This is a genomic window from Streptomyces sp. NPDC045022 (genome assembly GCF_056432605.1).
Window position 1 is genome coordinate 1 of the sequence record NZ_JBWKIR010000057.1, and the last position, 13,953, is coordinate 13,953.

The window sequence follows — 13,953 nt, forward strand, 5'->3', positions numbered from 1 at the left end:
ACGGACCGTACTCGCCTATCGGCAGGTACGGCTCGATGAACTCCCACTGCTTGTCGGTGAGTTGCGTACGTGTCACACCCAGCGTCCTACCAGGTGCCACCCCCGCATGGGACCAGAACCCGAGAATGATCACGACCTCACACAGGCCCTAGATTAGCGCGTGTCTCTTTGATGGGTTGGTCAGTCGATCGGATGTGTCCGTCCGATTAGTGACCACTGATGCGATGTGGGACCGGATCGAGCCACTGAGGCCGGCCGATCCGGTCCGCTGGCGGCGATGGGCCGACCACTGCCGCACTCTTGAGACCATCGCGTGGAAGTACCGTACCAATTCGCCCTGGCGAGACCTTCCCGGCGAGCGCGGCTCATTCCAGACCGCTCACAAGCGGCTGATCAGATGGGCCGTCCGACGGCACCTTGGAGATGATCCCCGCCGCCGTCCTGGCGCAGCCTCCTGCGGCGCCGGGGCATCCGTGCGGTCACCCCACAGCCGTCCGACCCGAGTCGGCCACCGCCTGCGGCCAGGCCGACTCGCTGGCCGTCCACCCGGCTTCGACAGCGAGGCATACAAGCATGCAAAGTTGTGAGAGCTCGCTGGATGAGGAAGCGACGACTGGGACATGAGCACAGCGGTGTGCAGACTCAGCTGACCAGCACGTTCTTGTAGTAGATGCTGGCCTTCTTGCGCTGGTCCGTGTCGGACGTGTAGGAGGAGAAACCGCTGCACAGCCGCAGGGCCTGCGGGTTGCTCGGGTCGGGGATCTGGATGGCCATGCCCTCGGGCTCGCGGTAGGAGAGGGTGTACCCGGCCTTGGTGAGCTTCTGCTCCTTCACGGTGCCGGTGTTCCAGTCCACGGATGTGATGAAGGTGTTGCCGTCCGGTGACACGGAGCCGTCCTTGCCGTACTGCGAGCCGGCCAGGAGGTAGAGGTAGCTGCCGTAGCTCGTGAAGCCCTGGAAGGTGTCGCTGTAACCGGGCTGGAGGTCGGCGGGCTGCGCGACGTCCGCGAGGGTGGTCCGGCCGCCGGCCTTGAAGGACGCGAGGTCGTACAGGCGGAAGCGGAAGGCGCCGCTCACCCGGCAGCGGACCGCGAGCCGGTTGTTCACCGGGTCGATGGCACAGGTGGTGCGGTCGACGCCGCTTTCCAGGGTGTACTGGGTGAGTGCAGGGGAGCCCGCGGTGAGCACCGTTCCGTTGGCGAATGGGAACCGGCCGAGCCGGTCGCCCCACCCGGTGTAGGTGCCGTCGGAATTCGCGGTGCGGACGTTATGGGTTTCCGTCCAGAGATACGTTCCGGAAGTGGTGGATTCAACCCCGATCTGCACACCGTGCCCGAATCCGCGGAGATACATCGTGCCGAGAATCCGTCCGGACGTGTCCAGCCGGGTCAGGCACAGGTCGCCGTTGGCTTCGCGGTCGGCGCCGGAGTAGATCTGCGTCTCGCCCGGGAGCCGGAGTCCGCCGTCGACGAGCTGCACGGTGAACAGGTGCCCGCGAGTGTTGTCGAAGGCGAAGGACTGCAGGACGCGGGTGCCGCCCAACTGCACCTCGCGCAACAGGGCGGTGGAGGAAGCGGTCAGGTCGAACCGCTTGCCGACGGTCACCGAACCGGGCGTGGTGCTCTCCTGTGAGGTGCGGCGGGAGCGCGTGACGCCCTGCGCCACGCCGACGGCGACGGCGGGAACGGCTGCCGCGCCGGCGATGGCGCCCCCCGTACGCAGAAAGCGTCTGCGATCGAGCATGGTGATGAAGCCCCCCTGGAGCAAAAGAGAAAACGCCGTTGTCCGCGCCTTGGGCATGAAAATGGGACAAGCCGTATCAAGGGGGAGCTGGCTGGATTGCTGGCGGGCCATTTAAGCACCTGGAAACCGATCGCGGTAGTGACGGTGGAATTAGATGTTCCGTTGGTCATGATCATCCAAAACTTGCACCAAGAGGGCGGTGATATTTGGGAGTTGGAGGCCCGATTTGCCGGAAATGCTGCGATTAAGATTCTGGTTAATCTCCGGCCTGCGTGTGTTCGCCATGTGTTGGCTTTGTGCTGCCTCCGCAACGCGATCCCGCTCTTTTTGACTGTTTATGGTCGATTCTCGGCCAGAGGGGTGGGGGGTTCGTGATGCGTGCGTCGTACAGACGCGGCTTCGTCGTAGCGGTCTCCAGTGCGTTGCTGTCGGGTCTCATGTCCGCTCCGGCGTTTGCCGCGGCCGTCGCCGTGGCCAAGCCGAAGGACGAGACCGTCAGCGTGCCTGCGCACAAGGGCGCTGACGCGCCCGGTCAGCAGGCGGAGTCGACCATGACCAAGGCGCCGAAGGTCACCTGGCCGAAGGGGGTGACGGCCAGGGTCGACCTCTCGAAGGCCACGCCGGGCAAGCCCAAGGCCGTGTCCCCGACCGGTGCCGTTCTCGACGCCAAGGCCGGCAGCGCGGCGGCGAAGTCCGCCGTGGTGTCGGTGCAGACGCCGACGGCCGCCCAGGTCCGCGCCGCGGGACTGCCCCCGCAGTCCGCGTTCGCGCGCGGGCAGAAGACCGCCAAGGACGCCCTCGCCGAAGGCAAGGGCCTCGCCGTCTCCCCCTCCGCCGCCACTCCCGCCGACGTCGACGTGCAGGTCCTCGACCGCACGAAGATCAAGGCGATCGGCGGCGTCGGCATGGCACTGCGCCTGACCCGCAAGGACCACAAGCCCGCCCCCGGGCCGGTCGGTGTCACCCTCGACTACTCCGCCTTCAAGAACGCCTACGGCGGCGACTTCGCCTCCCGGCTGCGCCTGGTGCAGATGCCCGCGTGCGCCCTCACCACGCCGAAGAAGCGCGGCTGTTCGCCGGACACCCGCCGCTACCTCCCGGTCCGCAACGACGTGAAGACCGGCACGCTGACGGCAACGGTGTACGCCGACGCGGACCCCGCGACGACGACCGCGTCCCCGAAGCCGGGCACCGCGATGATGTCGGCGGCCACCACCTCGACCGTGACGGCGGTGACGACCGGCTCCTCGTCGGAGAGCGGTGACTACCGGGCCTCCACGCTCAGCCCGACCGGCAAGTGGGACGTCTCGACCGGTTCCGGCGCGTTCACCTACGACCTGCCGATCACCCTGCCGAAGGCACCGTTCGGCGCGACTCCGGACCTGTCACTCTCGTACAACTCCCAGTCGGTCGACGGTCGCACCTCCGCGACCAACAACCAGGCCTCCTGGGCGGGCATGGGCTGGGACCTGAACGTCGGCTACATCGAGCGGCGTTACAAGAACTGCTCGCAGGATGTCAACAACACCGTCGGCGACATGTGCTGGCAGTCGCCCAACCACAGCACCGAGCCGGACGGCGCCGAGTACACCATCAGCCTCAACGGTGTGGACTCGGCCCTCATCCAGGACGGCAACGGCACCGGCTCCTACCACGTGCAGGACGACCCGGGCTGGCGCGTGCAGCACCTGACCGGCGGCCACGGCGCCGACGACGAGTACTGGGTGATCTCCAGCCAGGACGGCATGCGCTACTACTTCGGCTGGGGCCGCAGCGAGCGCAACGGCTCCATCACCCACTCCGTGCTGACCGTACCGGTGGCCGGCGACGACGCGGGCGAGCCCTGCCACGCCCAGTTCCCCGAGCCCTGCACCCAGGCCTGGCGCTGGAACCTGGACCGCGTGGTCGACCCCAACGAGGTCGAGAACGCCTACTTCTACGACAAGGACACGAACTACTACCGTTCGGTCATCAACACCGACAAGGCGCGCGTGTACGACCGGGCCGGTTATCTGACGAAGATCGAGTACGGCTGGGCCGCCCAGATCCAGGGGGCGAAGCTGCCCGCCAAGGTCGAGCTGTCGCACGTGGGCCGGTGCGTGGAGCGGATGAGCTACGACGACCCGCTCGGCAAGGAGCCCCCGGCCTGCCCGGCCCTGTCGGAGAAGCCCGCTTCCTACCCGGACGTCCCCACCGACCTCATCTGCCGCGGACCCGCGAACGGCGAGGACTGCGCGGGCAAGACGTACTACCCCACGTTCTTCACCACCGACATGCTGTGGGACATCAAGACCTACGTCAGCAACGACGGCGGTACGACGTGGGATCCGGCGATGCAGTACCAGATGAAGTACGGGCTGCCCAACCCCGACGGCACGGTCGGCAAGACCCTCTGGCTCGACTACGTCCAGCGCAAGGGCTACGGCGACGGCACCGACCTGCGCCTGCCCACCATCAACTTCAACGGCGAGTGGCTCGACAACCAGGTCGGCAAGTCCACCCTCAACTTCCGCCGTGTCAACAAGGTCTACGGTGACCTCGGCTCGGTAACCAGCGTCACCTACGGTCAGCCGGACGCCTGCGACATCAACAGCCTGCCCAGCGAGGCGTCCAACACCCAGGACTGCTTCTGGCAGAAGTGGACTCCCGAGGGGGCAAGCAGCCCATCGACCGGCTGGTTCAAGAAGTACCTCGTCACCCAGGTCTCCGTCGACCCGGGCGTGGGGCAGGGCGCCGGCACCGACGGCGACCCGGTCATGACCACGCGGTACGAGTACCACGGCGGCGCCGGCTGGCGGTTCACCAACGACCCGCTGGTCCCGGACTCCGACGAGACCTGGTCCGACTGGCGCGGCTACCCGCAGGTCGAGGTCTTCACCGGCACCAAGAGCAACGCGGCCTCCACCTACTACTGGCTCTACCGGGGCCTGGACGGCGACCGCACCTCCAAGACGGACAGCTCGGCCACCCGCAGCGTCAAGGTCACCGACGGCTTCGGCGACTCCTGGACGGACTCGGCCTGGCTGGCCGGGCGGACCCTGGAGAGCTCCGAACGCGACGGCGACGGCAACTCGCACCAACGCGTCCGCAAGGAGTACTGGGTCCACGACACCGCCCAGTACGACGGCCTGCCCGACGCCCGCTTCGTCCGCGACAGCAAGACCACGACCGACGACCTGGTCTCCACCGGCTGGCGCGAGCACGTGGTCAACGACGAGTACATAGACACCGAGGCCGCCAGCACCGTCTACGGCCTGCCCATGCGCACCAACGACTGGGGCCAGGTCAGCGTCGACGACAACCGGTGCACCACCTACGGCCGTGCGTACAACACGTCGAACTTCCCCAACTCCGACGTCAAGCGCTGGATGGTCCTCCAGGACGAGGTGCGCCACTACGCCGCCGACTGCGCAGACCGGTCCTCGTCCAACCAAGACTCCTACCAGGTGACGCTGTACGACGGGGCGACAGCCCTTGCGGACAACGACACCAAGCTGGCCGACGGCAACGCGACCGAGCAGGACGTCTACACCGACGCGGACCCGGCCAACGCCCGCAAGACGTGGACGGACTACGACGGTGCGGGCCGCCCCGTCGCCACCTACGACGGCAAGCGCCAGAAGACCACCACGACCTACTCCCCAGCCACGACCTGGCCGACCGATGGCGTCACCGTCACCACTCCGGATCCGGACGATGCTGGCACCGGAACCCCTATATCCACTACGACGTGGTATTCCCGCCTATGGGGCACTCCCTACAGATTCCTTGACGCGAACGGAAACACCACTCGGCTCGTCCTCGACTCCGTGGGCCGCTCCAGCCAGGTCTTCAGGCCGACCGAGATAGGCAACTACCCCGACGGCAACCCGTCAATCCAGTTCAGCTACGACATCCCGACCGGGCCCAACGGAGACGAGGTGCCCGATACAGTCACCGGCGCACCCAAGGTCACTACCGGTGTTCTTCAGTCCGGCAGCATGTACGTGAACTCGTACAGGTATCTCGACGGCCTCGGGCGCCTTCGTGAGACTCAATCGACAGCGCCTGGAGGCACCGGCCGCACCGTCGCCTCCACACGCTACGACACCTCCGGCAACGTCACGGGTACCTCAGCGGCGTTTTACAACTCGGGCAAGGCAGGAATCGACGGCATGGTGCTGCCGATGGTGGCCGACCTGCCCTCGTACACCGACCTGCTCATTGACTGGGCGGGCCGCACAACGGGATCGCAGATCCTGGTCAACGGAACTGCGCAGCCCGATAACGTCAGCCGCACCTACTACTTCGGGGACTACACCACCACCGTGCCGCCCACTGGCGAGCGTAAGGACGTGTACACGGACGTCTTCGGGAAGACGACGAAGGTGGTGGAGCACGGGCCGGCCGGTGCGCAGACAACGTCATACTTGTACAGCCGCAGAGGCGACTTGATACAGATCACCGACGCGAAAGGCAACCTGACCACTTACGGATACGACTGGATAGGTGACCGTACCTCTACAGTCGATCCCGACGCCGGTTCATCCTCCGTCCTCTACAACGAGAACGGCCAGGTGGCTACGGAAAGCAGTCACGGCACCGTACTGACGTACCAGTACGACAACCTTCACCGGCCCACGACGGTCTGGCAGGGCACGACCCTTCTGTCTGAGCTGAAGTACGACACTGCGCAGAACGGTCTAGCGCAGCTGGCTTCGGCCACCGCCTTCGCGAACGGCAAGGCTTACACCGAGAGTGTCACCGGCTATGACGACCGCGGCCGCGTCAAAGCCAAGACGTACACCATTCCGGACGACGGCTCTGGCCTGGCCGGCACCTACACGTTCAGCTACGGCTACGACCTGGCCGACCATACGACGTCGGTGACCAATCCAGCCGTCGGTCATCTGCCCGCCGAAACCGTGACCACCAGTTACACCGCGCAAGGTCTGCCGTCCAAGGTGTCCTCCCCACTGGCGACCTATCAGTCGAACATTGACTTCGATCGCCTGGGCAGGCTGAACGGACGAGTCTTCGGAGCAGGGAGTACTTCAGACGCCGGCGTGAACCGTACCTACGCCTACAACGATGCCGACGGCAGCGGCGCCTTGTCCAACATCAAGACCACGGTGACCACCGGCACCAGCACCAAGACCGCGCAGGATGACACCTACACGCGTGACCTCGGTGGTCAGGTCACCGGCATCACTGACGCCGTCGCGAAACAGAGCGAGTGCTACACCTACGATGAGCTGCACCGGCTGACGCGCGCCTGGACGACCCAGGCCACCGATGGCTGCACAGGCACGGCCACACCCGACCTGAGCAGCAGTCTCGATCCGTACGACCAGTCGTACACCTACGACACCCTCGGCAACCTGATGTCGGTCAAGGACACGACGGCAAGCGGGTCGACGACGAAGAAATACACCTACCCCGGCTACAGCGCCGACGGCTCCACCTACACAGCAGGAAAGCCCCACCCCCACGCGGTGACCCAAGCCGGCTCCGATTCCTTCACTTACAACGATGCCGGCCAGATGGACACCCGCACGGTGAACGGCGTCAACTCGTCGATCGCGTGGAACGCACAAAACCGAGTCACCAGCATCACCCAGCACAAGAACGACGGAGACGAGACCTCGGCCTTCGTGTACGACAAGGACGGCAACGTCCTGCTGCGCACGTCACCGAAGGAGAACGTCCTCTACCTCGACGGCCACGAGCTGCACAAGACGACGGCCGGCGTGCAGGCTACGCGCCTGTACACGGCTGACGGCACCGCGGTCGCCATGCGCACCGACGACGACTCGGCGAATGGCAAACTGACCTGGCTCCTCAGCGATGATCAGGCATCCACTTCCTTGATGATCGCCACGGATGGCACCGTCACTCGCCGCCGATACAAGCCGTTCGGTGCCCAACGGGGAAGCGTAAGCCTTCCGGCCTCCACCGACAGGGGATTCCTGGGTAAGGCGGAGGATGACACCACTGGCCTGTCGATGCTCGGCGCGCGCATGTACGACGCAGCCCTGGGGCGGTTCATCAGCCCCGACGAGCTAACTGACCAGTTCGACCCGCAGAACCTGTCGGCCTACAGCTACAGCGACAACAACCCCATCGCCTACAGCGATCCCTCGGGTCTGAAACTGCTGTGCGGCGTGACCGGGGAGCCTGCCTGCCCGAAGAACGACAAGAACGGTGACGGGGTTCCGGACACCCGTACTGGGCCGACGACGACCAAGTCGAAGACGAGTAATCCAGACGGACTCAAGGTCATCAACAATCCCACTGAACTGCCCGAAATCCCCAAGGAACTGCAGGCCCTCCGCGCGTCGACTCAATTCGAGATGGCCCTCCAGGTGGTCGATGAGGCGTACCGCAAGGGTGGCGGCTGGTCATACTCTCACTTCAATGCCCTCGTCTCGCGCGTAGAAGTCGACGGAGAGAACGGCAGCGTCGAACGAGTCATCGTCCTTCTCAGTAAAGGCAAGATGCCGCAAGGTGCTCTGGACACGCTTGCCGAGAATGGAATTCCGGTACTTCAAGTGAAGCCGACCGCTGGACGAACAGGTAAAGGTCACTCCGAAGGCGTAGGCGCCGCTCTACGCAAGAATCCGGCCTTGCAAAAGAAGTTCCTGGGTGGAACCCTCGGCACGGTAAAAACGGCACTGTCGCCGAATAATGTCTGCTCCACGACGTGCGCTGAGGACATCACCGAATATAGTGGGGTCACGATACCTAAAGGCACGAACGGGCTCATCGAAGGACAGGTTTACGATAAAGCATTGAAAGACGAGCTGTCCGAAGAAATCGGCACTAGAAGAGTAGTGCGCCAAGTGCTGGAAATGGGGCACTTGTACGGCAGGTTCGGAATAACCATGGGGTCAGAGGACGAAGAAGAATAGTTAGCGTTCGGGGGCTCAGCCTCGAAGGGCTGAGCCCCATATCCCTATGGTAGGCTCCAACAATGAACCTCAGACGGGAATTGCGGGAACTTGAACGCGTACCGTGGGCGCAGTACGGATGTGAGGAACTCCCCACGATCGTACGGGGTTTGACGAGTAAGGATCCCGAACGATCCGATGAGGCCGTCGAGGACCTCTATGGCCTGCTGCTGGACGACGAGGTCGCAACGCAGGCGACGGTCCAAGCCGTCCCGTTCCTCGCCCGGTTGGCCACAGCCGATGTCCGTCCCTCGGCTTTGCTGTTCCTCCTCGGCCGCATTGCCGCCGCTCATCAGTTCGATGCCGCCCCGCCTGACACCCCACGCGATGCGGTGGCCAGGGAGCTTCCTCTACTCCTGCCTCTACTGGAGCATCGAGACCCTGAAGTCCGCCAGCTCGCCGTCTGGGCCGTAGCGCAATGTCGTGAGCCCAAGCTATCTCTTGAACGCCTGATGGATCGCTGGGCACTCGAAGACGAACCGGCGGTCAAGGCGGATCTCCTCTTCGGGTGCACACTGCTCGATCCACGAGCGGTCGAACCGCTCCTGATCCAGGCTCTATCCCAGGACCAACCGCGTCAGATTCGCACAGCAGCCCTGGTGGCCAGCTTGGATGCTGGTCTGGCCTGGAATGCCCAATCGACCGACATAGCCGTATCGTTGCTGCCCGCCAGCGATCGGATGACTCCGACGCCATGGCTGGAGGACCCATTCCCGGCGATCCTGGAACGTCTCCTCGACCGTTCCGACCCGCACACAGCCACCGACGTCGTCACCGCGGCACTACGCATCAAGGGTGTCGAAAAAGCCGACGCTCGCAAAGAAGGCTTGTGGGGCGCAGGGGTGATAGGCGACAGGCACCCCGAACTCCGGGCCCAGGTGCTCCCCACGTTGCTTCCCCTCGTGGATGACCCGGGTACCGGCGTCACACGCCTTCTCAGTGCATGGCGGAAGGATGACACCGTAATAGATCATGCACTGCTCGACTACGCATCGGGCGACGACCCTGTATCTGCGGATCGGGCCCTCGCAGTACTCATCAGTTTGAACGCGCCGCAGGCGCCCGCTCTTCTTGCTCGAGACCTTTCACGCCGCCCTCGTGCGCTCACGGCAATAATAGTTTCCGAAGCCGGAGGCCGTATCCGCTACATCAGGCCCAGCGTTCGCACCGACGATCTGCTTGAAGCGATCCGAGTAAGGCTGACAGCATCAGACACATCCCAGGAAGAGTCGCAAACTCTCCGATCCATTCTGCAGCTCTGGAGTCCCGTCGCGGGGTGACAGCGCCCCACTGCGAACGCCTGAACGCCCAGCATGAACACGCGCTGGTCAGGCAGAGCCAGACCGCGAGCCGTCCGGCCCCGGCCTCGGACCGCGGCCGGGCTGCCGTTAGAGGGATCAGGCCGTTTCCCGTTTGACACATGTGTCCGGCCTGGACGATCCCGACTTAGAGGTCGCGCGGATAGGCACGGTGGTACCCAAGAAGCGAGGCAGGTACATGGCCCTGGCGATCATGTGAGTTGCGACGCTCTGTGATCATGGATGGTGCCTTTCTTAAGTACACCCCCTCACTCGACGGCCACCGTCGCCTGCCACGCGCCCGGGCGTATGCCTGTCGCCTTCTGGAAGAACACCGAGAAGTTGGACGCGTCGGGGAAGCCGAGCGTGTTGGCGCAGGCGGCTGCGGTGAGGCGGTCGTGTGCGAGGAGCCGTTTGGCTTCCAGGACGATCCGATCGACGATGTACGCCTTCGCGCTGCGGCCGGTGACCTGCTGCACCGCTCTCGAGAGGGTGCGGGGCGCGTATCCCAGTGTCCGGGCGTAGTAGCCGGCGTCGTGATGTTCCCGGAAGTGCGCTTCGACGCTGGACCGGAACAGTCGGAACACCGGATTGATCGACCGTGCTTCGGCGTGGGGGGGCCGGAGCCGGGCGATGAGCGCGGAGAGCAGGATCCCGGGCAGCTCCGTCGAGGTATTCCCGGGTGGGGCGGATGCTTCGAGGAGGAGATGGTTGCGCGCGGTGTCGACGAACGGCCAGTCGGCGTCGGGAATGCTCCAGTGTGTGACCAGGTCCGGGGACGCGACGAGCTCCCGGGTGGCGTGGGTGACCGGCGCGGTCGGCACGAACAGCACGACGTGCCCAGCCACGCCAGCGATGTCATCCCATCGGTGCACAGCTCCAGGAGCGACCCACACCGCGGACCGCTCCTGGAGCGGGTGTCGGAGGAAGTCCACGGTGACGGATCCGTGCCCGGCATCGACGACGGCGAGGACGTGGAAATCGGCACGCTGTGTCCCGCCGTCGTTCAGCTCGCGAAGGCGGTCGAACGTCATGGTTTCGACAGTGGCGGCACGGCGCCCGACGGGCTGGTAGGTCATCTGCCGGATCACGGTCACCTGTCCAGTTTCCACCATCAGGCGACCAGTCATGCCGATGCCCCAGCACAGCGGCAGAGATTCAATGAACACACAGAACAACCGCCCCAGAACACTGATCGAGAAAGTCACGATGAACACGACGCAGCAGCCGCTACTGCCCGCTTATGACCACCGCCCGGGGACCGGACCGACCCTGGTGTTTCTGCACTACTGGGGTGGATCCGCCCGCACCTGGGACCTTGTCGTCGATGGCCTCGCGGGACGCGACATGCTCACTGTCGACTTCCGTGGGTGGAGCCGCTCGAGCAACCTGGCCGGCCCCTACACCCTCCGCCAACTCGCCGACGACACGCTCGCCGTGATCGCCGACGCGGGCGTCACCGACTACGTCCTCGTCGGACATTCCATGGGTGGCAAGATCGCGCAGCTCCTAGCGGCGACCCGGCCCGCCGGCCTCCGCGGGATCATCCTCGTTGGTTCCGCTCCGGCGAAGCCCGCCGCAGGGATCACTCCCGAGTACCGGGAAGGCCTTTCCCACGCCTACGACTCCGACGAGTCCGTCGCTGGCGCACGGGATCACATCCTCACCGCGACCGAGCTGCCCGAATCGATCAAGTCGCAGATCGCGACCGACTCGCGGGCCAGCACCGACGCCGCCCGCACGGAGTGGCCGCTGCGCGGCATCGCGGAGGACGTCTGCGAGCACACCCGCATGATCAGCGTCCCCGCCCTCGTCGTCGCCGGAGAGAACGACCATGTCGAGCCCGTCGACGTGCTCGTCAACAACCTGGTGCCCTACCTCTCTGGAGCCGACTTCGCGGTGATTCCGAACACGGGTCACCTGATCCCGCTGGAAGCTCCGGCCGACCTCGTCGACGCAATCACGGCCTTCGCACCAGCAGCCTGACCATCTGCGCGGCCTGAAAATCGACTTCGTCACCGATCACCCGCGGGACGCCCCGCCGCGTGACAGCGCGAGGCTGAGGCCCGGCCCTCCCGCGTTGATACGCACCCCCGCCAGACCTGCTTGCCGCGGCCGACCGGGGCGACAAGCAGGTCGGCCTCACCGCCCGGCGCCGTGCCGAGACACCTCAGCAGGTGGGGCCCTTGTTCATGGACTACCTGCAGGTCCGTGGACAGTGACGTCGAGGGTCTGCTGTCGCTATACGAGCCGAGCAGCGACGGCTCGGCCGCCTCGTGGCCCGGGGACGTCTGCGGACCAAGGGCGAGCCCGCGGCATGGCCACGTGGCCTCTGACCTGATCGTCGTGGACACCAGCCGACGACCAGCACGAGTAGTTCTCCTGCCCCTCACACCAGAGCCGTGACCAGCAACTTCACGGTGCACACCACTCATTGGGGAGACCTGTGCCCGCGCTGCCATCATGGCTGACCGAACCGCTCTGGGAGCAATTCGCGTCCCTGCTGCCCGAGCGGCCGGAGTACCACCCGGACCATCCACTCGGCTGCCACCGCCGACGCATCAGCGACCGGATCATATTCGACAAGATGCTGCAACTGCTGCGCTTCGGCTGCTCCTACGAGGCGATCGCCGACACGACCTGCTCGGCCACCACGATCCGCAGCCGCCGCGACGAGTGGATACAACTCGGCGTCTTCGCCCATCTCAAGCAGATCGCGCTGGGCTCCTACGACCGGATCGTCGGCCTCGTCCTCGATCAGATCGCCGTGGACGGCTCCATCACCAAGGCGCCCGGAGGCGGCGAGGCCGCCGGTCGCTCACCGGTCGACCGCGGCAAACAGGGTCTCAAACGCTCGGGCATGACGGACGGATACGGCATTCCCCTGGGTCGTGTCCTGGCCGGCGCCAACCGCCACGACTCCCCCCTGCTCGCCCCGACCCTGGACCGCCTGGACGATTTGGGGCCGTTACCCGACGACATCACCGTCCACCTGGACGCCGGCTACGACTCGGACAAGACCCGCACTCTGCTCAACGAACGCGGCCTCCACGGCCGCATCGCGCACAAAGGCGAGAAGGCGCCCATCCAAGCCAGTCAGCGTTGGCACGTCGAACGCACCCACGCCTGGCAGGACGCCTTCCACCGGCTCGCCCGCTGCTACGAGCGCGGGGCCACCGTCATCGACGCCTTCTTCGACCTCGCCGACACGATCATCACCGTGCGCAGCCTGATCCGGCAGGCATGGACCACTCACCGCTGGGACGAACGCCCGAACCGCCGACCATGACCGCACGCCTATCCGCGCGGCCTCTTACAAGCGGCTGCTCCGGCGTCCGGCCCGTTGCTGTGAGACCGATGGAGCGAATGCCCCACCAACTGCCGGAGGGAAGACGGAGCAGCGGGGCTGGGTGCAGGGCCTACCAGTAGAGGCTCTGGGCTCGAGGTGACGGGAATGGTGGCTTCCTCGATCGCCGACGTTCCGGCAGCCTGCCAGCGGCCCCGGTGGTTCCTCAACGGCGTCTCAGAGGGCAGCCGATCGGGTGATCACTAGCCGAACGGACGCATCCGTTCAAATGGCCAACCCCTCAAAGAGACACGCGCTAGATGTGCGTCAGCCTCGCCGCGGTGACCGCCCATGGCTGGCGCGCAGGCGGACGCGGCTGGTGGACCCGTGGCTCACGGACTGCGAGGGGCTCGGCCCGCGGCTCATGCCGTATTACAACCCGATCCTGTACGCTTCCGGTGCCGCGGCCGTCGCCGCCCTCCTCCTGGAGAACAGGAACGCCCCGCGCAGTCTGCCGCTGCTGACCGTCCCGCTCGTTCCCCTCCTCGTCGCCGCTCAACGCGCCGAACACCGCCGGCTGAAGGCGCTCGCGGCAGCACGCCCCGGCTGGTGGAACCGCCGCCTGGCGGACACCGCAGGGCTCACGTGACACTGTCGACGATGACCACGGCGGCCCGGTCCGAGGGAGGATCTCCAT

The 13,953-nt window shown here is 65.7% G+C and carries 7 protein-coding genes and 1 pseudogene; 6 read left to right on the forward strand and 2 right to left on the reverse strand.

Annotated features, from left to right (window positions below; translation table 11 throughout):
- Positions 1-194: 194 nt before the first annotated feature.
- Positions 195-462 (forward strand): annotated as a pseudogene (locus AC07C1_RS40465) (transposase); the annotation flags it as partial.
- 180 nt (positions 463-642) lie between these two features.
- Here the strand turns inward: AC07C1_RS40465 and AC07C1_RS40470 are convergent.
- On the reverse strand, positions 643-1,743 hold the full coding sequence (locus AC07C1_RS40470; protein WP_478947115.1) for a phage baseplate protein: 1,101 nt from the start codon (positions 1,741-1,743) through the stop codon (positions 643-645).
- Positions 1,744-2,117: 374 nt separating this feature from the next.
- Here AC07C1_RS40470 and AC07C1_RS40475 point away from each other — a divergent pair, with 374 nt between their 5' ends.
- Together AC07C1_RS40475 and AC07C1_RS40480 are read left to right on the forward strand one after the other, a co-directional pair.
- The gene (locus AC07C1_RS40475) at positions 2,118-8,633 is read left to right on the forward strand and encodes an RHS repeat domain-containing protein (RefSeq protein WP_478947120.1); all 6,516 of its coding nucleotides are present in this window, start codon (positions 2,118-2,120) and stop codon (positions 8,631-8,633) included.
- A gap of 62 nt (positions 8,634-8,695) precedes the next feature.
- A complete protein-coding gene (locus tag AC07C1_RS40480) occupies positions 8,696-9,952 on the forward strand; it encodes a hypothetical protein (RefSeq protein ID WP_478947116.1) in 1,257 nt (418 codons plus the stop codon).
- 287 nt (positions 9,953-10,239) lie between these two features.
- On the opposite strand, the gene AC07C1_RS40485 is transcribed toward AC07C1_RS40480, so the two are convergent.
- Positions 10,240-11,100, reverse strand: coding sequence for a helix-turn-helix domain-containing protein (locus AC07C1_RS40485; RefSeq protein ID WP_478947121.1), 861 nt, complete (start codon positions 11,098-11,100; stop codon positions 10,240-10,242).
- A gap of 79 nt (positions 11,101-11,179) precedes the next feature.
- On the opposite strand from AC07C1_RS40485, the gene AC07C1_RS40490 reads away from it, so the two are divergent.
- From AC07C1_RS40490 to AC07C1_RS40500, 3 genes are all read left to right on the forward strand, one after another.
- Positions 11,180-11,956, forward strand: a complete 777-nt coding sequence (locus AC07C1_RS40490; protein WP_478947117.1) for an alpha/beta fold hydrolase — start codon at positions 11,180-11,182, stop codon at positions 11,954-11,956.
- A 460-nt stretch (positions 11,957-12,416) separates the two neighbouring features.
- Positions 12,417-13,259 carry an IS5 family transposase gene (locus AC07C1_RS40495; protein ID WP_478947118.1) on the forward strand — a complete coding sequence of 281 codons (843 nt, stop codon included), beginning with the start codon at positions 12,417-12,419 and terminating at the stop codon, positions 13,257-13,259.
- Between the two features lie 376 nt (positions 13,260-13,635).
- Complete coding sequence (locus tag AC07C1_RS40500) at positions 13,636-13,905, forward strand: hypothetical protein (protein WP_478947119.1); 270 nt, start codon at positions 13,636-13,638, stop codon at positions 13,903-13,905.
- Positions 13,906-13,953 lie beyond the last annotated feature (48 nt).

Excerpts from the sequence above, each read along its gene's own strand:
- AC07C1_RS40470 (WP_478947115.1), bottom strand. The coding sequence starts at position 1,743 with ATGCTCGATCGCAGACGCTTTCTGCGTACGGGGGGCGCCATCGCCGGC.
- AC07C1_RS40475 (WP_478947120.1), top strand. The coding sequence starts at position 2,118 with ATGCGTGCGTCGTACAGACGCGGCTTCGTCGTAGCGGTCTCCAGTGCG.
- AC07C1_RS40480 (WP_478947116.1), top strand. The coding sequence starts at position 8,696 with ATGAACCTCAGACGGGAATTGCGGGAACTTGAACGCGTACCGTGGGCG.
- AC07C1_RS40485 (WP_478947121.1), bottom strand. The coding sequence starts at position 11,100 with ATGACTGGTCGCCTGATGGTGGAAACTGGACAGGTGACCGTGATCCGG.
- AC07C1_RS40490 (WP_478947117.1), top strand. The coding sequence starts at position 11,180 with ATGAACACGACGCAGCAGCCGCTACTGCCCGCTTATGACCACCGCCCG.